General features: G+C 74.0%; 19 protein-coding genes. 8 read left to right on the top strand and 11 right to left on the bottom strand.

What is annotated here, in order from left to right; all coding sequences use genetic code 11:
• Positions 1 to 162: 162 nt before the first annotated feature.
• From FHE66_RS13940 to FHE66_RS13950, 3 genes are read right to left on the bottom strand one after another with little or no spacing between them, the layout of a single operon-like run.
• Positions 163 to 585: a response regulator gene (locus FHE66_RS13940; protein ID WP_139073666.1), complete on the bottom strand. Its 423-nt coding sequence runs from the start codon at positions 583 to 585 to the stop codon at positions 163 to 165.
• Between the two features lie 5 nt (positions 586 to 590).
• Positions 591 to 2198 carry an ATP-binding protein gene (locus tag FHE66_RS13945; protein WP_255303754.1) on the bottom strand — a complete coding sequence of 536 codons (1608 nt, stop codon included), beginning with the start codon at positions 2196 to 2198 and terminating at the stop codon, positions 591 to 593.
• Complete coding sequence (locus tag FHE66_RS13950) at positions 2195 to 3325, bottom strand: SpoIIE family protein phosphatase (RefSeq protein ID WP_168202655.1); 1131 nt, start codon at positions 3323 to 3325, stop codon at positions 2195 to 2197. The genes FHE66_RS13945 and FHE66_RS13950 overlap by 4 nt, the downstream gene beginning before the upstream one ends.
• Positions 3326 to 3442: 117 nt before the next feature.
• Here FHE66_RS13950 and FHE66_RS15660 point away from each other — a divergent pair, with 117 nt between their 5' ends.
• From FHE66_RS15660 to mgrA, 3 genes are read left to right on the top strand one after another with little or no spacing between them, the layout of a single operon-like run.
• Positions 3443 to 5656 carry a UvrD-helicase domain-containing protein gene (locus FHE66_RS15660; protein ID WP_176554790.1) on the top strand — a complete coding sequence of 738 codons (2214 nt, stop codon included), beginning with the start codon at positions 3443 to 3445 and terminating at the stop codon, positions 5654 to 5656.
• 58 nt (positions 5657 to 5714) lie between these two features.
• Complete coding sequence (gene serA / locus FHE66_RS13960) at positions 5715 to 6932, top strand: phosphoglycerate dehydrogenase (protein ID WP_139073573.1); 1218 nt, start codon at positions 5715 to 5717, stop codon at positions 6930 to 6932.
• A gap of 20 nt (positions 6933 to 6952) precedes the next feature.
• Positions 6953 to 7984 (top strand): L-glyceraldehyde 3-phosphate reductase, encoded by a 1032-nt coding sequence (mgrA, locus tag FHE66_RS13965; protein ID WP_139073574.1) that lies wholly within the window; start codon positions 6953 to 6955, stop codon positions 7982 to 7984.
• 117 nt (positions 7985 to 8101) lie between these two features.
• Here the strand turns inward: mgrA and nrdR are convergent, their stop codons facing one another.
• Positions 8102 to 8617 (bottom strand): transcriptional regulator NrdR, encoded by a 516-nt coding sequence (gene nrdR / locus FHE66_RS13970; RefSeq protein ID WP_139073575.1) that lies wholly within the window; start codon positions 8615 to 8617, stop codon positions 8102 to 8104.
• 87 nt (positions 8618 to 8704) lie between these two features.
• The gene (locus FHE66_RS13975) at positions 8705 to 9163 is read right to left on the bottom strand and encodes a LysM peptidoglycan-binding domain-containing protein (protein ID WP_139073576.1); all 459 of its coding nucleotides are present in this window, start codon (positions 9161 to 9163) and stop codon (positions 8705 to 8707) included.
• Positions 9164 to 9363: 200 nt separating this feature from the next.
• Here FHE66_RS13975 and lexA point away from each other — a divergent pair, with 200 nt between their 5' ends.
• Together lexA and FHE66_RS13985 are read left to right on the top strand one after the other, a co-directional pair.
• On the top strand, positions 9364 to 10035 hold the full coding sequence (lexA, locus tag FHE66_RS13980; RefSeq protein WP_230976601.1) for a transcriptional repressor LexA: 672 nt from the start codon (positions 9364 to 9366) through the stop codon (positions 10033 to 10035).
• On the top strand, positions 10036 to 11049 hold the full coding sequence (locus FHE66_RS13985; RefSeq protein ID WP_139073578.1) for an Ldh family oxidoreductase: 1014 nt from the start codon (positions 10036 to 10038) through the stop codon (positions 11047 to 11049). It begins immediately after the preceding gene.
• On the opposite strand, the gene FHE66_RS13990 is transcribed toward FHE66_RS13985, so the two are convergent.
• The 3 genes from FHE66_RS13990 to hflX form a co-directional block, all read right to left on the bottom strand.
• On the bottom strand, positions 11046 to 11993 hold the full coding sequence (locus FHE66_RS13990) for an L-lactate dehydrogenase (RefSeq protein ID WP_139073579.1): 948 nt from the start codon (positions 11991 to 11993) through the stop codon (positions 11046 to 11048). The genes FHE66_RS13985 and FHE66_RS13990 overlap by 4 nt on opposite strands.
• Positions 11994 to 12019: 26 nt before the next feature.
• Positions 12020 to 14011, bottom strand: coding sequence for an ATP-dependent DNA helicase (locus FHE66_RS13995; protein ID WP_139073668.1), 1992 nt, complete (start codon positions 14009 to 14011; stop codon positions 12020 to 12022).
• A 71-nt stretch (positions 14012 to 14082) separates the two neighbouring features.
• Complete coding sequence (gene hflX / locus FHE66_RS14000; RefSeq protein WP_139073670.1) at positions 14083 to 15567, bottom strand: GTPase HflX; 1485 nt, start codon at positions 15565 to 15567, stop codon at positions 14083 to 14085.
• A 92-nt stretch (positions 15568 to 15659) separates the two neighbouring features.
• Between hflX and FHE66_RS14005 the strand changes: the two genes are divergently transcribed.
• Positions 15660 to 16265, top strand: a complete 606-nt coding sequence (locus FHE66_RS14005; protein ID WP_255303756.1) for a class I SAM-dependent methyltransferase — start codon at positions 15660 to 15662, stop codon at positions 16263 to 16265.
• A gap of 26 nt (positions 16266 to 16291) precedes the next feature.
• Here the strand turns inward: FHE66_RS14005 and dapF are convergent, their stop codons facing one another.
• From dapF to miaB, 3 genes are read right to left on the bottom strand one after another with little or no spacing between them, the layout of a single operon-like run.
• Positions 16292 to 17197: a diaminopimelate epimerase gene (dapF, locus tag FHE66_RS14010; protein WP_139073580.1), complete on the bottom strand. Its 906-nt coding sequence runs from the start codon at positions 17195 to 17197 to the stop codon at positions 16292 to 16294.
• 26 nt (positions 17198 to 17223) lie between these two features.
• Positions 17224 to 18147, bottom strand: coding sequence for a tRNA (adenosine(37)-N6)-dimethylallyltransferase MiaA (miaA, locus tag FHE66_RS14015; RefSeq protein WP_139073581.1), 924 nt, complete (start codon positions 18145 to 18147; stop codon positions 17224 to 17226).
• 60 nt (positions 18148 to 18207) lie between these two features.
• On the bottom strand, positions 18208 to 19725 hold the full coding sequence (miaB, locus tag FHE66_RS14020) for a tRNA (N6-isopentenyl adenosine(37)-C2)-methylthiotransferase MiaB (protein WP_139073582.1): 1518 nt from the start codon (positions 19723 to 19725) through the stop codon (positions 18208 to 18210).
• A 112-nt stretch (positions 19726 to 19837) separates the two neighbouring features.
• On the opposite strand from miaB, the gene FHE66_RS14025 reads away from it, so the two are divergent.
• A complete protein-coding gene (locus FHE66_RS14025) occupies positions 19838 to 20590 on the top strand; it encodes an amino acid ABC transporter ATP-binding protein (RefSeq protein ID WP_168202772.1) in 753 nt (250 codons plus the stop codon).
• 23 nt (positions 20591 to 20613) lie between these two features.
• A complete protein-coding gene (locus FHE66_RS14030) occupies positions 20614 to 21486 on the top strand; it encodes a glutamate ABC transporter substrate-binding protein (RefSeq protein WP_139073583.1) in 873 nt (290 codons plus the stop codon).
• The last annotated feature ends 49 nt before the right edge of the window (positions 21487 to 21535 follow it).

Below are 21535 nucleotides of genomic sequence, written 5' to 3' on the forward strand. Positions count from 1 at the left end.
GCCCCGCATCCATCGCCCCGGTGAGCGCGTTGACGAGCACGCGGGCGTGCACGTCGCCCGCCTCGGGATGCACGTCGTACAGGTCAACCACCGTCTGCCTCCTCCACGTCGGTCCTGCGTTGTGGAACGCCGGGCGAGGGGCCGGCATTCCCGGCCGGTCGGTCAGCGCTTGGGCAGTCGCACGACCGAGACGAAGAACTCGTCGATCTTGCGGACCACCGAGATGAACCGCTCGAAGTCCACCGGCTTGGTCACGTAGGCGTTGGCGTGGAGGTTGTAGGAGCGCAGGATGTCCTCCTCCGCCTCCGAGGTCGTGAGGACGACGACGGGGATGCGGCGCAGCTCGGGGTGCTCCTTGAGCTCGGCGAGGACCTCACGCCCGTCCATCCGCGGCAGGTTGAGGTCGAGGAGGACGAGGTCGGGTGTTGCGGCGCCGGCGTGCTCACCCTCCTTGCGCAGGTAGCGCATGGCGGACTCACCGTCGGCCACGACCGTGAGCCGGTTGGCGACCTTGTACTCGGCGAACGCCTCCTCGGTCATGAGGACGTCGCCCGGGTCGTCCTCGACCAGCAGGACCTCGATCATGTCACTCACGTCTGCACCTTCTCCTGCTCCGGTCCGCGCGGTGCGTCCCCGCCGTCGATCCTAGGGTCTGCCGGTGCCTCCGCCGTGCGGTCCACCCGCACGAGCCAGCGCTGGGGCTGGGCGGGCAGCGTCCAGCACACGGTCGTGCCCTCGCTCGGGTCCTGGTGGAGGATCCAGATCCGCCCGCCGTGGTACTCGACGATCCGCTTGCACATCGCCAGCCCGATCCCCGTGCCGCTGTAGGCGTCCTTGGCGTGCAGCCGCTGGAAGATCGCGAAGACGCGCTCCGCGTGTCGCGGCTCGATGCCGATCCCGTTGTCGCTGCACCGGAACTCCCAGTCCTCCCCCACGCGCTCGGCGGTGACGTGCACCCTCGGCGCCATGTCGGGGCGGCGGAACTTCACCGCGTTGCCGACGAGGTTCTGCAACAGCTGGGTGATGAGGCCGGCGTGGCCCACGACCTCGGGCAGCGGGTCGGAGGTGACGACCGCGCCGGTCTCCTCGAGGAGCTCGGAGAGGTTGTCCAGCGCCTCGGCCAGGCAGTCGCCGACGACGACGGGCGCCGGGTCCTCCTCCACCCGGCCGAGCCGGGAGAAGGCGAGGAGGTCCTGGATGAGGCGCTGCATGCGACGCGCACCGTCGGAGGCGAACGCGATGTACTGGTGGCCGCGCTCGTCGAGCTGGTCGCCGTAGCGCCGCTCGAGCAGCTGGGTGAAGGAGGCCACCTTGCGCAGCGGCTCCTGCAGGTCGTGCGAGGCGACGTAGGCGAACTGCTCGAGGTCGCGGTTGGAGGCGCGCAGCTCGGCCTGCGCCTGCTCGGCGGTGGCGATCTCCGCCACGAGCCGGCGGCGCATGGACTCGACGTCGTCGGCGAGCATGACGATCTCGCGCGGCCCTCCGCCGACGACGGGGCTGTCGAGGTCCCCCTGGGCCACCGCACGGCTGGAGACGGCGAGGTCGTCGAGCGGCTCGGTGACCCAGCGACGCAGGTAGCGCCAGAGCATGACCCCGGAGGCGACACCGAGCCCGCTGAGGGCGACGACCGAGCCGACGAGGATCCGCTGCCAGTCGCGCATCGTCGCGGCGGTCTCGTTGCGGTACTCGACGAGCGCCTCGAGGGTCTCCGCGAGCTCCAGACGCACCTCGGAGTACCGCTCGACCCCGGTGGCATCCCAGTCCGCGGCGACCGAGGCGCCGTCGCGGGTGGCGGCGACGACGGGCTCGGCATGCTCCACGCGCCACGCGTCGACCGCCCCGGCCAGCTGGTCGAAGTGGGCGTGGAGCCGGGCGTCGTCGGGGAGGACCTCGCCGATGACCGACCGCACGTCGTCCGCCCGCCCGTAGGGCAGCTGGGTGTAGCCCGTGAGCATCTCCTCGTCGCCGCTGAGGGCGAAGGCACGCAGGGCGGCCTCGGCGTCGACGATCTCGGACTGCAGGTCCTGCAGGTCGACGACGGCGGTGAACAGCAGCCGGGTCACGGTGTCCTGGTAGCGGACGAGCTGGCCGAAGGCGACGACCGCGACGACGAGCGTCACCGTGAGGAGCGCCGCGGCGCTGAGCACGGCGACCCGCAGCCGCCCGCGCAGCGACCAGGCCATACGGGGTGCGCTCACGCCGGGGACCAGCCGAGGAGGACGAACTGGGTGGCCGCGCGGTTCGGGCCGTAGGCCCGCACGACCCGCTCGACGGTGCCGGCGATCGCGTGGTCGTCGCCCCAGCCCTTGCTGGCGGCGTCCAGGACGGTGGCGAAGCCCTGGCCCGAGCGGGCGCCGCTCTGGGCGAGGACGGCGTCGTGGAGGAGGAGGAGCCGCTCCTGGTCACCGACGTCGGTGGTGAGGGTGGGCCGGGGGCACGGTCCGCGACCCAGCGGCTCTCCCTGGGCGGTCGTCGCGAGCGGCTCGGCCGCGCCGGGGCTCATCGCGAGCGGGGCGTGGTGGCCGGCGAGGTGGCACACCGCGGTGTGGCGGGTGCCCGGAACGAGCTCGACGAGAGCGGCGCGGACCACCGCCCCGTGGGTGCGCACGAGGTGGTCGAGGGAGTCGAGGACCTCGACGGCGGCCAGCGTGCTGAGCGCGAGCCCACGGAAGGCCGCGCGTACCGTGGCCGCGACGGCCGCGGCGCCCGTGCCGCTGCCCTCCACGGTGCCGATGACCGCGAGGACACTGCCGTCGGGACGCTCGACGACGTCGCACAGCTGGGTGCTCAGGGCGTGCTCGTCGGAGTCACGCACGAGCACCCGCACCGGCGAGGAGGGCACGTGCGGCTCGGGCCGCATCCGCAGCGCGAGCTCGGCGACCTCCTCGGCGCGGGCGCGCAGCGCCTCCTGGCTGCGCCGGTCCCGGTCGCCACGGCGCCGCTCGACGGCGTAGCGCACCGCCCGGCCGAGCGCCTCCCCGTCCACCGAGCCCTTGACGAGGTAGTCCTGCGCGCCGGCGGCGACGGCCTCGAGGCCGCGCTCGGCGTCGTCGAGGCCGGTGAGGACGACGAGCGCCGCGTCCGAGGCGTCACGCAGCCGCACGAGTGCGTCGAAGCCCGTGGCGTCGGGCAGCCCGAGGTCGAGCAGGATGCAGTCGACCGGGAAGGCGAGGGCGTCGACCGCGGCCTCCAGGCTCCACGCCCGGGTGACCTCGGTCTCCAGGCCGGCGTCGCTCAGCAGCTCCTCGACGAGGACGGCGTCCCCGTCGTCGTCCTCGACGAGGAGCAGGTGGAGCGTGCCGGCGCGCGCCTCGGTGTCCGTCACTGTGGGGGGTCCTCTCGTCGGTCGGGACATCGTACGCAGACGGAGTCGCGCCCCGGACACGCCACGTCGGTCGCCGGGATCGTAGATAATGGTCAGCCGATCGAGAGGGGATGGAACGTGGCGCAGCCGAACGCGACGCGGGTTCCGTGGCAGGCGGACCAGGAGTTCGTCGACCATGTGTACGCGCGCCTCGACGCCCTTCGGCGCCGCTACCGCGACCGCCTGGCCGACGTCCGCCGACAGGGCGCGTCGGGGACACCGCAGAACCGGTCCGAGCGCGACGCGTTCGCCACCCACTACGAGGAGACGCTCGCGCGGCTCGAGCAGGTGGAGAACCGGCTCGTCTTCGGCCGCCTCGACCTGCAGGACGAGTCGCGCCGGTACATCGGGCGCATCGGCATCGCCGACGACGAGCAGGAGTCGCTCCTCATCGACTGGCGCGCGCCGGCCGCCCGCCCCTTCTACCAGGCGACCGCCGCCCAGCGCGGTGAGGTCGTGCTGCGCCGCCACCTCATGACCCGCGGCCGCCAGGTCACCGGCGTGGAGGACGAGCTGCTCGACACGGCCGCCGACGTCGAGGGCCTCACCGGCGAGGGCGCCCTGTTCGCCGCGATGTCCGCAGCCCGCGAGGGCCGGATGAACGACATCGTCGCCACGATCCAGGCCGAGCAGGACGAGATCATCCGCTCCGACGTCGACGGCGTCCTCGTCGTCGAGGGCGGGCCGGGCACGGGCAAGACCGCCGTCGCGCTCCACCGCGCCGCCTACCTCCTCTACACCCACCGCGAGCGCCTCGAGCGCTCCGGGGTGCTCGTCGTCGGGCCGAGCCGGGTCTTCCTGCGCTACATCGAGCAGGTCCTCCCCTCCCTCGGTGAGAGCGGCGTCGTCGCCACCACGCTCGGCGACCTGCTCGCCGACGTCCCGGTCACCGGCACCGAGCCCGAGGCGGTCGCCGCGCTCAAGGGCCGGCCGGTCATGGCCCAGGTCCTGCGCAGCGCCGTGCGGGGCATCCCGCGCCGCCTCGCCGAGCCCGTCGTCCTCGACGTCGACGGCGAGCAGGTGCTCCTCGAGCCGGACGACGTGCGCTCCGCGCAGGAGCGCGCCCGACGCAGCGGCCGGCCGCACAACATCGCCCGGCGCACCTACGCGACGGCGGTGCTCGAGGCCGTCGTACGCCGCTGGGCCGAGGACAAGGGCCTGGACCTGGAGTCCGAGCACGGCTACCTCCTGCAGTCGGTGCGCGATTCGCGCGACGCCCGCCGCGAGATCAACCTGCGCTGGATGCCCACGACGCCCGAGCAGCTGCTGCGGCGGCTCTACGCCGACCCCGAGCTGCTCGCCCGCCACGCCCGCGGGCTCACCGTCCAGGAGCGCCGCCTGCTCCGCCGGCCCGCCGACGCCCCGTGGACCCCCGCCGACCTGCCGCTCCTCGACGAGCTCGCCGTCCTCCTCGGGCACCTGGAGAACCCGCAGCAGGAGCGGGCGCGCGTCGCCCGCGAGGCCGAGCAGGCAGCCGCGGTGGCCTACGCCGAGCACGCCATCCGTGAGGACGGCCTCGGCGGCGGCCTCGTCGACGCCCAGACCCTCGCCGCGCGGTTCGCCGCGCCGGAGGCGAGCCTGTCGGTCGCCGAGCGGGCGGCCGCGGACCGGGAGTGGACCTACGGCCACATCGTCGTCGACGAGGCGCAGGAGCTGTCGCCGATGGCGTGGCGCGCGCTGCTGCGGCGCAACCCGGCCCGCTCGATGACGCTCGTCGGCGACCTCGACCAGCGTTCGGGCCACACCCCCGCCCGCAGCTGGCGCGAGCTGCTCGGGACCGCGGCGCACGAGCACGTGCGCACGGCGGCCCTGACGATCAACTACCGCACGCCCGCCGAGGTCATGCGCGCCGCCGTGCGCGTCCTGCGCGCCGCCGGCGGGGCGCACGCGGCGCCCGCCCGCTCGGCCCGCGAGGTGCCCGGCTCGCTGCGCACGACGCGCCTGGCGGGCGAGGCCGACCTCGTCGACGTCGTCGCCGCGGAGCACGCCGCGCTCGGCGCGGGACGGGTCGCGGTGATCACTGCACCCGGCAGGGTCGCCGCGACGCGGGCCGCGCTCGCCGACCGGCTGGCGGGGAAGCTCGAGGCGCCCGGTGGGGACCTCCTCGGGGCGCCCGTCGTCGTCCTGGACGCCGTCGCGGCCAAGGGCCTGGAGTTCGACGTCGTCGTGCTCGTCGAGCCGGCCGAGATCGCCCGTGGCGGACCCGGCGACCTGTACGTCGCGATGACCCGGCCGACCCGCCGCCTGCACGTCGTCCACCGCGCCCCGCTGCCGGAGGGGTTCGAGGCGTAGCCGTCCGGTTGGCGGATCGGTTTCCCCCTTCGGGGCCCGGTGCGAGAACATAAGGTCCGTGCGCGCACTGCTGCTGGAGAACCCCCACCCGAACGCCGACCTCGCCCTGGAGGCCGCCGGCCTCGAGGTCCGCCGCCACCCCGGCGCGATGGGCGAGGACGAGCTCATCGCGGCCCTGGACGGCGTCCAGGTCCTCGGCATCCGGTCCAAGACGACGGTGAGCCGCCGGGTGCTCGAGGCTGCGCCGGACCTCCTCGTCATCGGCTCCTTCGCCATCGGGACGAACCAGATCGACCTGCGCTTCGCGGCCCACCGCGGCGTGGCCGTGTTCAACGCCCCGTTCTCCAACACGCGCTCGGTCGTCGAGCTCGCGCTCGGGGAGATCGTCGCGCTCAGCCGGCGCCTCACCGTCGTCGACGACGCCCTGCACGCCGGGACCTGGCTCAAGAGCGCGGCCGGCGCGCACGAGGTGCGCGGGCGCACGCTCGGCATCGTCGGCTACGGCAACATCGGCACGCAGCTGTCCGTCCTCGCCGAGGCGCTGGGCATGCGGGTGGTCTTCTACGACATGGCCGAGAAGCTCGCGCTGGGCAACGCACGGCGCATGGGCAGCCTGGACGAGCTGCTCGACGTCTCCGACGTCGTCACCCTCCACGTCGACGGTCGGCCGGGGAACGCGGGGATGTTCGGCCCCGAGCAGTTCGACCGGATGCGGCCCGGCTCGATCTTCCTCAACCTCTCGCGCGGCTTCGTCGTCGACTACAGCGCGCTGCGCGAGCACGTCCTCTCGGGCAAGATCGTCGGCGCCGCAGTCGACGTCTTCGCCGACGAGCCGATGCGCACCGGTGACCCGTTCGACTCCGAGCTGCGCGGCCTGCCCAACGTCATCCTCACCCCGCACGTCGGCGGGTCGACCGAGGAGGCGCAGGAGGGCATCGGCGCGTTCGTCTCGAACAAGCTCGCCCGCTACGTCCTGGACGGCACGACGACGATGAGCGTCAACGTCCCCCCGCTCGCCCTCGACCCGGCGCCCGCCGCCCGCCACCGGGTGGCCTACCTGCACCGCAACACCCCCGGTGCGCTGGCGCTGGTCAACCAGGCGTTCGCGGAGAGCGGGGCGAACATCGAGGGGCAGATCCTCGGCACCTCGGGCGACCTGGGCTACGTCATCACCGACATCGGCGGCGACCTGCCCGACGAGGCCCGCCAGGCGCTGGACGAGGTCCCCGACACCATCCGGCTGCGTGTCCTGCCTGCTGGGCAGACCGAGGTCTGAGCCGACTACGGTGGGGAGCCATGAGCTACCTGCCCGCGGGTGACCGCTACGACTCCATGATCTACCGCCGCTGCGGACGCAGCGGCCTGGACCTGCCGGCGATCGCACTCGGCCTGTGGCAGAACTTCGGGCACGACAAGTCCGAGGACACGCAGCGGGAGATCGTCCTGCACGCCTTCGACCGCGGCGTCACCCACATCGACCTCGCGAACAACTACGGCCCGCCCCCGGGCGCGGCCGAGTCGTTCTTCGGCCGGCTGCTCGCCACCGACCTCGCGCCCTACCGCGACGAGCTCGTCATCTCCTCCAAGGCCGGCTACCGCATGTGGCCGGGGCCGTACGGCGAGTGGGGCTCGCGCAAGTACCTCCTCTCCTCCCTCGACGCCTCGCTGCGTCGCCTCGGGCAGGACTACGTCGACATCTTCTACTCCCACCGCGACGACCCGACGACCCCGCTGCACGAGACGATGGGCGCACTGAAGACCGCCGTCGACTCCGGCCGCGCGCTCTACGCGGGCATCTCCTCCTACACCGCCGAGCGGGCCGCACAGGCCGTCGAGGTCGCGCGGGAGATCGGCCTCACGCTGCTCGTCCACCAGCCCTCGTACTCGATGCTCAACCGCTGGGTCGAGGAGGGCAGCCCGAGCGCGCTGGACGTCACCGCGGAGGCCGGGATGGGCAACGTCGTCTTCTCCCCGCTCGCCCAGGGCATGCTCACCGGCCGCTACCTCGACGGCGTGCCGCAGGACTCGCGCGCGGCGCGCGACGGCTCGCTGCGCCGGGAGTTCCTCACCGAGGAGAGCATCGGGCACATCCGGGCACTCGCCGACATCGCGGCCGAGCGCGGTCAGACGCTCGCCCAGCTCGCCATCGTGTGGGTGCTGCGCGACCCGCGCGTGACGACCGCCCTCGTCGGCGCCTCGAGCGTCGCACAGCTGGACGACACGCTCGCGGCGCTGGACAACCTCGAGCTCAGCGACGAGGAGCTCGCGCGCATCGACGAGCACGCCGTCGACGCCGGCATCAACATCTGGGCGGCGCGCACCCGCTGAGGCCGACAGGCCCGCGCGGGGCGAGGAGCCCTGCGCGCGGTCCGTCCCAGGGGCAGGCCCCGAGAGACGAGGAACCGGTGACGGTGGCGGCTTCCCCTCCGCCACCGTCACCGGTGGTCAGCGCGAGCCGGGCTCGCCAGCCTCAACACTAGCCGAGCCGTCCGCCTCGGGCCCGGGGGACGGGTCGGGGCGCTCGGCCCGCAGCGCGGTGATCGCCGACTCGAAGTCGTCCAGGGAGGTGAAGGAGGAGTAGACGCTCGCGAAGCGGAGGTAGGCGACCTCGTCGAGGGCGCGCAGCGGCCCGAGGATGGCGCGACCGACCTCCTCGGCGTCGATCTGCGCGGCGCCGGCCGAGCGCACGGTCTCCTCGACCTGCTGGGCCAGGAGCGCGAGGTCGTCGTCGGAGACCGGGCGGCCCTGGCACGCCTTGCGCACCCCGGCCATGACCTTCGCGCGGCTGAAGGGCTCGACGACGCCCGAGCGCTTCACCACCGAGAGACTCGACGTCTCGATCGTCGTGAAGCGCCGGTGGCACGCGGTGCACTCGCGCCGCCTGCGGATGGACGAGCCGTCGTCGGCCGTCCGCGAGTCGATGACCCTGGAGTCGGCGTTCCGGCAGAACGGACAGTGCACGCCAGGCTCCTCGTCGTTCGGGCGGTCCACCGTGCGGCACCGCTGAGGTGCACGGTACGGGCGCGCGAACGGGACGTGCAACATCGCTCAGGGCGCGGGGACGACGATCTGCTGCCCCACGACGAGCTCCCCGGACCCCAGGTCGTTGAGGCGCATGATGTCGTCGACGACGTCGCGCACGTCCTGCCCCTCCGCTGCCGACGTGGCGGCGATCGCCCACAGGGTGTCCCCCGCGCCGACGCTCACGCGCTCGACCGGACCGGTGTACGTGCCGGCCTCCGAGGCGACGCTGCCCACCCAGGCACCTCCCGCGATCGCCAGGGCGAGTGAGGTGAGGAGCAGGAGGGCCCCGCGCACGACGCGCCCGCGGGCCGAGAGGCGGATCGCGGGCCTCGCGGCGGGACCGGCGGCGGGACGGGCGGTCGGCCCCACGACGGCGACGGGCGGGACGAAGTCCGGCCCGACGAGGCGGAGGTGGGGTGCCGGGCGGGCGGCGCGGACGCCACCGACGGGGCCGGACCGGACGGGGATCGCCAGTGCACTCATCGTCTCTCTCCTTCGAACGCCTGTTCGTCGAACATCTGTGCGACACCGTACTACGCGGCTCCGACACTGTCGACACGCCGTCGAACAGATGTTTGATATCGGCCGTGGGTCCTTCTACGCTGTCGAGCACGAGCACATCACCAGCCACTGACATTCGAGGAGCACGAGGCGTGAACCAGGACGAGCGGCCCGGCGCGACCGTGCACGAGCTCCCCGAGCGTGAGCCTGTCGACGGCGCCCTCACCGAGCGGCAGCGTCTCGTCCTCGAGACGATCCGCCGCTCGGTCGACGAGCGCGGATACCCCCCGACCATGCGGGAGATCGGCCACCTCGTCGGGCTCACCAGCCCGTCGTCGGTCAAGCACCAGCTCACCGCCCTCGAGCGCAAGGGGTACCTGCGCCGCGACCCCAAGCGCCCGCGGGCGATCGAGATCGTCGGCAGCGAGGTCCGCGGACCGCAGCAGCTCGGCAGCCCGGAGGACGGCACCGACGCCCCCGCGCCCACCTTCGTGCCCGTCGTCGGGCGCATCGCGGCCGGCGGCCCGATCCTCGCCGAGCAGACGGTCGAGGACGTCTTCCCGCTGCCGCGCCAGCTCGTCGGGGACGGGGACCTCTTCCTCCTCAAGGTCCAGGGCGACTCGATGATCGAGGCCGCCATCTGTGACGGCGACTGGGTCGTCGTGCGCCGCCAGCCGGTCGCGGAGAACGGGGAGATCGTCGCCGCCCTGCTGGGGGAGGAGGCCACGATCAAGACGCTCCAGCGCCGCGACGGCCACGTGTGGCTGCTCCCGGCCAACGAGGCCTACTCCCCCATCGACGGCGACCACGCCCAGGTCCTGGGGCGCGTCGTCTCGGTCCTGCGCAGCCTGTAGATGGCCGACGGCGAGCTGCGCCTGCCGCTCGAGGAGGTCCACCGCGTCGTCCGCGCCGCGGTCGGGCGGCTCGGGCTCACCGGCGAGCGCGGCGACCTGTGCGCCCGGCTGTTCGTCGAGGCCACCCGCGACGGGGTGTACTCCCACGGCGTCGAACGCCTCCCCCGCTTCGCACGCACCGTCGCCGCCGGCCTCGTCGACGTCTCGGCCACGCCGGAGCGGACTGCCGGCAGCGGGGCTGTCGAGCGGTGGGACGGACGGCGCGGCCCCGGGAACCTCAACGCCTGGGCCGCGATGGACCGCGCGGTCGCCCTCGCCCGCACGCACGGGGTCGGCGCCGTCGCCCTCGGCAACACGAACCACTGGATGCGCGGCGGCACCTACGGCCGGCAGGCGGCCGAGGCTGGCCTCCTCGCGATGTGCTGGTCGAACACCATCGCCAACACCTCCGCCGCCGGGGAGGAGCCCGTCGTCGGCAACAACCCGCTCGTCGTCGCCGTCCCCCGGCCCGCCGGTCCGCTCGTCCTCGACATGGCGCTGAGCCAGTTCTCCGTCGGCGTCCTCACCGGCTACGCCCAGCGCGGCGAGCGGCTCCCGATCCCCGGCGGCTTCACCGCCGAGGGCGACCTCACGCACGACGCCGCCGCGGTCCTCGACAGCGGGCGCCCGGCCGCGGTCGGGCGCTGGAAGGGCTTCGCGCTCGCCGTCGTCCTCGACGCGTGGGCCGCCATGCTCTCCGGCGGGGCCGCGACCCACGAGCTCGGCACGGACCCGGAGGGCGAGAGCGGCCAGACCCAGTTCTTCCTCGCCCTCGACCCGGGCGTCGTCAGCGGTCCCGACGAGCAGGAGCGGGTGGCCGACGCCGTCGTCGCCTCGCTGCACGCCGCCGGCGCGGACCTGCGCTACCCCGGTGAGGGCACCGAGCGCGCCCGGCGCGAGAACCTCGAGCGCGGGCTGCCCGTGCGGCGGGCCACCTGGGCCGAGGTCACCACCCTCGCGGGCGCGAGCGCCTAGAAGCCGAGCTCGCGCACGACCGAGCGGATCCGCTCGGCGCTGGCGTGCAGGCCGGCGAGCTCGGCACTCGTCATCGGAAGCACGAGGCGCTCCTCGGCACCGCTGCCGCCCACGACGGTGGGCACCGAGAGGCACACCCCGGAGATCCCGACGTAGTCGGTGAGCAGCGTGGAGACGGGCAGCACCCTGTTCTCCGAGCGGAGCACGGCCTGGATGATCTCGACGGCAGCGAGCGCGACGGCGTAGTTCGTCGCACCCTTGCCCGCGATGATCCGGTAGGCCGCGGCGACGACCTCCTCCGCGACGGCGGCCCGCGCGTCCGCGTCGAGTCGCGGCGCGTGCGTGGTGCTCCAGTCCAGGAGCGGGACCGCCCCGATCATCGCCGAGCTCCAGAGGACGAGCTCGGAGTCCCCGTGCTCACCGACGACGTAGGCGTGGACGTTCTTCGCCGCGATGCCCGTCTCCTGGGCGATCCGGTGGCGCAGGCGCGAGGTGTCCAGGACGGTGCCGGACCCGAAGAGCTGCTCGCGCGGCAGCCCGGAGATCGTCAGGGCCGCCTGCGTGACGATGTCGACGGGGTTGGTCACCATGAGGTAGACGGCGTCCGGGGCGACGGCGGTGAGGCCCGGGACGAGGGTGCGCATGAGGGAGACGGTGCTCGCGGCGAGGTCGAGGCGCGTCTGCCCCGGCTGCTGCTTGGCACCCGCGGTGACGACCACGACGTCGGCGTCCCGGCACACCTCGATGTCGTCCGAGCCGACGACCTGCGCGGGTGGGACGAACTGGATGCCGTGGGCCAGGTCGAGCGCCTCCGCCTCGACCTTGGCCCGGTTGACGTCGTAGAGGACCACGCGCTGCGCGGCGCCCCGCATGAGCAGGGCGTAGGCGAGGGTCGCCCCCACCGTCCCGGCTCCGACGATCGCCACGGTGCTACCTCTGACCATGCCCACCCCTTTCGTCCTGCCCGAGCCTAGGTCCTGGTCGCGGGCTGCGCGCCCAGGCGGCGGAGCGCGCCGCGGGCGACCTCACCGTCGGTGGTCGGCCACAGCGGTGGCATCGAGCGGCGCAGGAAGGAGCCGTAGCGGGCCGTGGCGAGCCGCGGGTCGAGGACGGCGACCACGCCCCGGTCCCCGGTCGAGCGGATGAGCCGGCCGGCTCCCTGCGCGAGGAGCAGGGCGGCGTGGGTGGCGGCGACCGCCATGAACCCGTTGCCGCCGGACGCCGCGACGACCTCCGAGCGCGCGGAGCGCACGGGATCGTCCGGGCGGGGGAAGGGGATGCGGTCGATGACGACGAGCCGGCAGGTGCGCCCGGGCACGTCCACGCCCTGCCACAGCGACAGGGTGCCGACGAGCGTGGCGTCCTCGTCCTGCGCGAACCGCCGCACGAGGGAGGCGAGCTGGTCCTCCCCCTGGCACAGGACCGGGGTGTCGAGCTCGGCGCGCAGCAGGTCGGCGGCCTCCTCCGCGGCGCGCCGGGAGGAGAACAGGCCCAGCGCGCCTCCGCCGGAGGCGCGGACGAGGTCGACGAGCTCGCGCTGCGCCTCCTCGCTCGGGCCCTCGCGGCCGGGCGCGGGCAGGTGCCCGGCGACGTAGAGGATGCCCTGGCGGGCGTAGTCGAACGGTGAGCCGACGTCGATGCCCCGCCACCTCGTGCCGGCGCTCGTCGGCGTGACGGCGGGCTCGTCCTCCTCGCCCTCCGGGGCCGTGCGCCGGACCGGCCGCTCGGCGTCGTCGCCGTCGTCCAGGTGGTCGAGGAGGGAGACGCCCAGCGTGCGGGCCACGGGGTCGAAGGTGCCGCCGAGCGCGAGGGTGGCGGAGGTGAGGACTGCTGCGCGTCCGGCGAGCAGCTCGGTGGCGATCGGCCGGGCGACGTCGAGAGGTGCGAGATGGAGCCGGGCGGACTCGAAGCCGGTGCGGCCGCGGTCGCACCACAGCACCTCGCGGCGCTGGGCGACGCCGTCGCCGAGGAGCCGCTCGGCGATCTCGTGGAGGACGAGCATGGCCGAGCGCGCCATGAGGCGTCCGCCCGGCTCGGCCTCGCCGTCACCGCGCAGGGCGGTCATCGCCTCGCGGCTGCCCGCCTCGAGGAGGGTGAGGGCGTCGAGGAGCTCGGCGGGCACGCGGCGCAGCCGGCCCGCCGGTGCGGTCTCGAGCCAGGCGCCGAGCGCGCGTCCCGCCGCCTCAAGCGACTCGGCACTCACCCCGGCGTGCTTGCGGGCCAGGCGCACCGTGCGGTCGACGACGGCTGCGGAGAGCTCGAGGGTCGACTGCGCGGTGACCCGCTCGGCGAGCTCGTGCGCCTCGTCGACGACGAGCACGTCGTGCTCGGGCAGCACCCGGGAGGACCCGGCGGCGGCGATGCCGAGCATCGCGTGGTTGGTGACGACGACGTCGGCCTCGTGCGCCGCGCGACGCGCCGCCTCGGGGAAGCACTCCTCGAGCATCGGACAGCTCGCGCCGAGGCACTCGAGCTTGGTCACCGAGACCTGGCGCCACGCGCGGTCACCGACGGCGAAGTCGAGGTCGTCACGGTCCCCCGAGTCGGTCTGCTCGGCCCACTCGCGCAGCCGCAGCACCTGCTCGGCGAGCGGCCCCCGGGCGGGCGCCCCGCCGGCGTCGGCGGTCGCGGCGTCGAGGGCGAACAGGCCCGGCTCGTCGTCCGCCGGGTAGCCGCCCGCGACCTTGTGCCGGCACACGTAGTTGTGCCAGCCCTTGAGCAGCGCGACGTTCGGGCGCGGCCGGCCGGACGCGGCGACGACGTCGGCGACGAGCGGGACGTCGTGGGTGAGCACCTGGCGCTGCAGGGCGAGGGTGGCGGTCGAGATGACGGCCCGCTCGTTGTGCTCGACGGCGTGGGCGAGGACGGGCACGAGGTAGCCGAGGGACTTGCCCGTGCCGGTGCCGGCCTGGACGAGGAGCGCACCGGGCTCGCGCAGGGTCCGGGCGACCTCGCGCGCCATCGTCAGCTGCCCGTCGCGTTCCTTGCCCCCGAGCCGTTCGACGGCGGCGTGCAGCAGCTCCGCGGTCGTGCTCACGCCGAGTGGGCGGCGACCAGCTCTGCCGCGAGCGCCTCGTCGACGAGTGCGGTGAGCCGGGTGCCGGTGCCCGTGTGCTCCTCGGCGATGACCTCACCGCTGTTGTGCGCCCGGGAGACGAGGTCGCCGCGCGAGTACGGCACGAGCACCTCGACCCGGACCGACGGGCGCGGCAGCAGCTCGGCGATGCGCTCGCGCAGCTCCTCGATCCCCGCGCCGGTGCGCGCCGAGACCGCAACGGCCCCGGGGTAGCGGGTGCGCAGCCCGGCGATCGTGCCCGGGTCGGCGAGGTCGGCCTTGTTGAGGACGATGACCTCGGGGATCTCCTCGACGCCCTCGATGTCGGCGAGGACGTCGCGCACGGCCTTGACCTGGCCCTCGGGGTCGGGATGGGCGGCGTCGACGACGTGGAGGACGAGGTCCGCCTCGGCGACCTCCTCGAGGGTCGAGCGGAACGCCTCGACGAGCTGGTGGGGCAGCGAGCGGACGAAACCGACCGTGTCGGCCAGGGTGTAGACCCGGCCGTCGGGCGTCTCGGCGCGGCGGACCGTGGGGTCCAGGGTGGCGAACAGGGCGTTCTCGACGAGCACGCCGGCGCCGGTGAGCCGGTTGAGCAGGGAGGACTTGCCGGCGTTCGTGTAGCCGGCGATCGCGACCGACGGGATGTGGGCGCGGTGACGCGAGGCGCGCTTGGTCTCCCGGGAGGGCGCCATCTGGGCGATCTGGCGACGCAGCCGCGCCATGCGGGTGCGGATCCGCCGCCGGTCGAGCTCGATCTTCGTCTCACCGGGGCCGCGCGAGCCGATCCCCGCGCCGCCGGCGACCCGGCCACCTGCCTGCCGGGACATCGACTCACCCCAGCCGCGCAGGCGCGGCAGCAGGTACTCGAGCTGGGCGAGCTCGACCTGCGCCTTGCCCTCCCGGGACTTCGCGTGCTGGGCGAAGATGTCGAGGATGAGGGCCGTGCGGTCGATGACCTTGACCTTGACGACGTCCTCGAGGGCGCGCCGCTGGGAAGGGCTGAGCTCGGAGTCCGCGACGACGGTGTCCGCGCCGAGCTCGGCGACGAGCTCGGCGAGCTCGGCGGCCTTGCCCGAGCCGAAGTACGTCGCCGGGTCGGGCGAGGCGCGGCGCTGGAGCACGGCGTCGAGCACGACCGAGCCGGCCGTCTCGGCGAGCGCCGCCAGCTCCGCCAGGGAGACCTCGGCGAGCTCGGAGTCCGGCCCGGACCACACGCCGATGAGCACGACCCGCTCCAGGCGCAGCTGCCGGTACTCGACCTCGGTGACGTCCTCGAGCTCGGTCGACAGCCCGCCCACGCGACGCAGCGCCGAGCGCTCCTCGCGGTCGAGCTGCTCGCCGTCGAGCTCGTGACCGTCGGCGGCGTCCTCCTGCACAGCCGTGCCGGCCCGTGCGAGCACCCGTGCCACGACGTCGTGCGCAGGGTCGGTCGGTGCGGAGGTCTCGTCGTGCTCTGCCATGTTCTCCCAGTCGTCGTCCACTCCCCCAAGGGTCCCACGGAGGCGCGCCGGCTGCGAACAGATATCCACACCCCGCGAGGTAGGTTTCTGGGGTGAGCGAGCACTACTTCTCCGCCCAGCCGGCCTCCTCCGGGGAGACCCGCACGATGACCGTGGAGCTCCGCGGCAGGCGCGTCCAGGTGACCACGGCCGCCGGGGTGTTCTCCGGCGACCGCCTCGACCTCGGCACCCGGGTGCTGCTCGAGGCCGCGCCGGACCCGGCGCCGTCGGGCACGCTCGTCGACCTCGGCTGCGGGTGGGGTCCGGTGACCCTCGCCCTGGCGGCGGCCTCCCCCGCCGCGCGGGTGGTCGCCGTCGACGTCAACGAGCGGGCACGCGACCTCACGGCACGCAACGCCGCGGCCCTGGGCCTGCGCAACGTCGTCGTCGCCACGCCCGAGGAGGCGGCGGACCTGCTGCCCGACGGGATCACCGAGCTGTGGTCCAACCCGCCGATCCGCATCGGCAAGCCGGCGCTGCACGAGCTGCTGCGCACGTGGCTGGGCCGGCTCGCGCCCGAGGGCCGGGCCTACCTCGTCGTCGGGAAGAACCTCGGCGCCGACTCCCTGCACCGGTGGATCGAGACCGAGCTGGCGCTGCCGACCGAGCGCCTGTCGAGCTCGAAGGGCTTCCGGGTGCTCGACGTGCACCGGGCCTGACCGCCCGCCGGCCGGGGCGAGTGCCCCTAGCGGAGCGTGACGCGCGCGACGAGCGTCGCGGGACCGGTGAGCAGGGCGCGGCCGTCGTCGGTCAGACGCACGAGCAGCTCCCCACCGGGCACCTGCACCCGCCACAGCCGGGGAGCCTCCTGCCCGCCCCACGCGTGGAGCGCGACGGCGACGGCGCACGCGCCCGTCCCGCACGAGCGGGTCTCCCCCGCCCCCCGCTCCTGCACGCGCATGCGCACCGTGCCGGCCGTCTCCCCGTCGAGGGTCGTCTCCCCGAGGGGGACGACGAGCTCGACGTTGGTCCCCTCCGGGGGCAGCGGGTCGACGGCGACGAGCGGGCCGAGGTCGGCGCCGTCGAGCTCGGCGACGTCCGGCAGCGCGACGACGGTGTGCGGGTTGGGCATGGTGACGCGCAGTCCGGCGCGGGTGCCCTCGAGCCCGGTGGCCTGGACGGCGACGTCGAAGCCGCGCCGGACGGCCTCCGCACCGCCGGGCAGCCCCCACGGGCCCATGTCGACGGTGTAGAGCCCGCCGCTGCGCCACACCGAGCGCACCCCGCCGCGGGTGCCGAGGAGGACGGGCTCGCCGTCGGCGAGCGACAGCAGGCCCTCGTCCTCGAGGAAGGCGATGACGAGCCGGGCGGCGTTGCCGCACATCTCGGCCGGTGAGCCGTCGGCGTTGCGGTAGTCCATGAACCACTCCGCGCCGTGCGCGGCGGCCTCGGCCGCCTCGGCGAACGCACGGGAGCGGACGACGCGCACGACGCCGTCGGCCCCGATGCCGGCCCGCCGGTCGCACAGGGCGGCCACCGCGGCGGCGTCGAGCTCGCGAGCGCCGTCGGGGTCGGCGAGGAGGAGGAAGTCGTTCTCGGTGGCGTGCCCCTTGGTGAGGGACAGGCCGGACAGGGCCGCGAGGGAAGGCATGGCGAGAGCCTACGTCCGGCGACCGGTCAGGTCGCGGCCCCGTCCACGAAGGCCTGCGCCGCGCGTGCCGCGAGGTCCGGCCCGGGCTCCAGCCACCGGACGCGCGGGTCGCGGCGGAACCACTTCTCCTGGCGCCGGGCGAGCTGGCGGGTGGCGATGGTGATGGCCTCGTGCGCCTCGTCGACGTCGAGCCGCCCCTCGAGGACGGCCACCGCCTGGGAGTAGCCCACGGCCCGTGAGGCCGTGCGCCCCTGGGCCAGCCCCGCGGCCAGGAGGTCGCGGGTCTCCTCGAGGAGGCCGCCGTCGAGCATGGCACGGGCGCGCGCCGCGATGCGGCGGTCGAGCTCCTCGCGCGGGACGGCGATCGCCACCTGGACGGCGGGCAGGTGGTAGCGGTGCTCGGGCATCGAGGCCGAGTACGGGCGGCCGGTGAGCTCGATGACCTCCAGCGCCCGCACGACGCGGCGCGCGTTGGCCGGCAGGATCCGCGCGGCCGCCTGCGGGTCGCGGGCCGCGAGCTCGGCGTGGAGGATGCCGGGCCCCTCACGCTCGACGCGCTCCTCCAGCCGGGCCCGGACCTGCGGGTCGGTGCCGGGGAAGTCGAGCTCGTCCAGCGCGGCGCGCACGTAGAGCCCCGAGCCGCCGACGAGGACCGCGCGCCGGCCACGGCCGTGGACGGCGGCGACGTCCGCGCGCGCCTCACGCTGGTAGGCGGCGACGTTCGCCTCCTGGGTGACGTCCAGGACGTCGAGCTGGTGGTGTGCCACCCCGCGCCGCTGGTCCGGCGGCAGCTTGGCGGTGCCGACGTCCATGCCGCGGTAGAGCTGCATCGCGTCGGCGTTGACGACCTCGGCGGCGTCGGGGCCGCCGAGGAGGTCGACGACGTCGAGCGCGAGGTCCGACTTGCCCGTCGCGGTGGGCCCGACGACGGCGAGGACGGGGTGGGGCACGGCCGTCAGCCTACGTCGCCCCGGTCCCCCGGCCCCAGCCGCGGGTCCCCACGCCCGCGGTCAGCGGGTGCGCAGCGAGGGCATGCCGAGGGTGACGGCGCCACCGGGCGCGGGCGCCGCCCCGCCGCCGTGGTCGTGGTCGCCGCGGCGGGCGCGCTCCCAGGCGTCCCCGGCGCGCGTGCGGCGCAGGGCGTAGGTGCCGCCGAGCGTCGGGGAGTCGGCGACGAGGTGGTGCGGGGCGCCGTGGGTCACCGTCGCGGTGACCATGTCCCCGGGGCGTGGCAGCTCGGTGGTGCCCGGGGGCAGGGCGACGTGGACGAGCCTGTTGTCGGCGGCGCGGCCGCTGATCCTCGCCGTCGCGCCGTCCTTGCGGCCCTCGCCGTCGGCGACGAGCACCTCGACGGTGCGCCCGACCTGGCGCTCGTTCTCCAGCGTCCCGATCCGCTCCTGGAGGGCGACGAGCCGCTGGTAGCGGTCGGCGACGACGTCCGGCGGGACCTGGTCGGGGAGGTCGGCGGCCGGGGTACCGGGGCGCGGGGAGTACTGGAAGGTGAAGGCGCTGGCGAACCGGGAGGCCTCGACGACCTCGAGGGTCTGGGCGAAGTCCTCCTCCGTCTCCCCCGGGAAGCCGACGATGATGTCGGTGCTGATCGCGGCATCGGGGACGGCGGCGCGCACGCGGTCGAGGATGCCGAGGAACTTGGCCGAGCGGTAGGAGCGGCGCATCGCCCGCAGGATGCGGTCCGAGCCGGACTGCAGCGGCATGTGCAGCTGGGGCATGACCGTCGGCGTCTGGGCCATCGCCTCGATGACGTCGTCGGTGAAGGCAGCGGGGTGCGGGGAGGTGAACCGCACGCGCTCGAGGCCCTCGACCTGCCCGCAGGCGCGCAGCAGCTTGGCGAACGCGCCGCGGTCACCGAAGCTCACGCCGTAGGAGTTGACGTTCTGCCCGAGCAGCGTGACCTCGATCGCGCCCTGGGCGACGACCGCCTCGACCTCGGCGAGGACGTCACCGGGGCGCCGGTCGCGCTCCTTGCCGCGCAGGTGGGGCACGATGCAGAAGGTGCACGTGTTGTTGCAGCCGACGGAGATCGACACCCAGCCCGCGTAGGCGGACTCGCGCTTGGTGGGCAGCGTCGAGGGGAAGACCTTGAGCGACTCCTCGATCTCCACCTGCGCCTCGGCGTTGTGCCGGGCGCGCTCGAGGAGGGTCGGCAGGACGTCGAGGTTGTGGGTGCCGAACACGACGTCGACCCACGGGGCCTTGTCGACGATGCCGTCGCGCATCTGCTGGGCGAGGCACCCGCCGACGGCGATCTGCATGCCCGGCCGCCCGCGCTTGACCGCGGCGAGCTGGCCGAGGTTCCCGAAGAGCCTGGTCGCGGCGTTCTCGCGCACCGAGCACGTGTTGATGACGACGACGTCCGCGCCGGTGACGAGCGGGTCGGAGGCGGGGTCGGCCGGCACGTAGCCGGCGTCCTCCAGCATCCCGGCGAGGCGCTCGGAGTCGTGGACGTTCATCTGGCAACCCATGGTGCGCACGGCGTACGTGCGGGGTGCGCTGGCGGTGGCACTCATCGTCTGGCAAGTCTAGTTCCGCCCGGACTGTCCGACCTCACGCCCCCGGAAAACATGACCTGCGCCACTGCTTACGGTTAGGTTTGCCCGTATGACTCAGCCGGGCACCTCCATGCCCCCTCCCTCCAGCGAGCCTCTCGTGGAGATGCGGGCAGTCGAGAAGCACTTCGGGGACCTGCACGTCCTCAAGACCATCAACCTCACCGTGCACCGCGGCGAGGTCGTCGTCGTCATCGGCCCCTCGGGGTCGGGCAAGTCGACGCTGTGCCGCACGATCAACCGGCTCGAGACGATCGACTCCGGCGAGATCCTCGTCGACGGGACCCCGCTTCCCGAGGAGGGCAAGGCCCTCGCCAAGCTGCGGGCCGACGTCGGGATGGTCTTCCAGTCCTTCAACCTCTTCGCCCACAAGTCGGTCCTCGACAACGTGACCCTCGGCCCGATCAAGGTCCGCGGCATGAAGAGCAAGGAGGCCAAGGACCACGCGATGGACCTCCTGCGTCGCGTGGGGGTGGCCGACCAGGCCGCCAAGCTCCCCGCCCAGCTCTCCGGCGGCCAGCAGCAGCGTGTGGCGATCGCCCGCGCCCTGGCCATGCAGCCCAAGGTCATGCTCTTCGACGAGCCGACCTCCGCGCTGGACCCGGAGATGATCAACGAGGTCCTCGACGTCATGACCGAGCTCGCACGCTCGGGCATGACGATGGTCGTCGTCACCCACGAGATGGGCTTCGCACGGAGGGCGGCGGACCGCGTCGTCTTCATGGACCAGGGCGAGATCGTCGAGGAGAAGGACCCCGAGACGTTCTTCACCGCCCCCGAGTCGGACCGCGCCAAGGACTTCCTCGGCAAGATCCTCACCCACTGACCCGCACCGACCGAAGGAGACCCATGAGAATCACACGAGGAACCCGAATCGCGGCACTGGCTGCGGCGGGCGCGCTCATGCTCGCCGCCTGCGGCAGCGACGACGGCGGCAGCGGGAGCGGCGACGCGACCACCGGCGGCTCGACCGAGGGCGCGAACGGTGGTGACGGCATCACCATCGGCATCAAGTTCGACCAGCCCGGCCTCGGACTCCAGGAGGGCAGCGAGTTCACCGGCTTCGACGTCGACGTCGCGCGGTACGTGGCGGGCGAGCTCGGCTACACCGAGGACCAGATCACCTTCGTCGAGTCCCCCTCCGCCCAGCGCGAGAACATGCTGCAGAACAACCAGGTCGACATGATCTTCGCGACCTACTCGATCACCGACGACCGCAAGGAGCTCGTCTCCTTCGCCGGCCCGTACTTCGTCGCCGGCCAGGACCTGCTCGTGCGCGCCGACGACACCGAGATCACCGGACCCGACACCCTGGACGGCAAGGTGCTGTGCTCCGTCGAGGGCTCCACGTCCGCCGAGCGCATCCGCGAGGAGTACGCCGAGGGCGTGGAGCTCTTCCCGACGGTCGGCTACTCCGAGTGCGTGGAGTCGCTCATCGCCGGCACCGTCGACGCCGTCACCACCGACGACGTCATCCTCGCCGGCTTCGCGGCCCAGCCGCAGTACGAGGGCCAGCTCAAGGTCGTCGGCAACCCGTTCTCCGAGGAGCGCTACGGCATCGGCCTCAACAAGGACTCCGACCTGTGCGAGGACATCAACGCCGCGGTCGAGAAGATGGTCGCCGACGGCGACTGGGAGCGGATCCTCGCCGAGAACGTCGGCGACTCCTTCACCCCGGACGCCTCGCTCAACCCGCCCACCGAGCTCGAAGCCTGCAGCTGAGCCACTGACGACGTCGGGGAGCGCGGCCTCGGGTCACGCTCCCCGACGT

Origin of the sequence: Georgenia sp. 311 (assembly GCF_006151955.1) — a bacterium.
In the GTDB taxonomy this organism is placed as follows: Bacteria; Actinomycetota; Actinomycetes; order Actinomycetales; family Actinomycetaceae; genus Oceanitalea; species Oceanitalea wutianyii.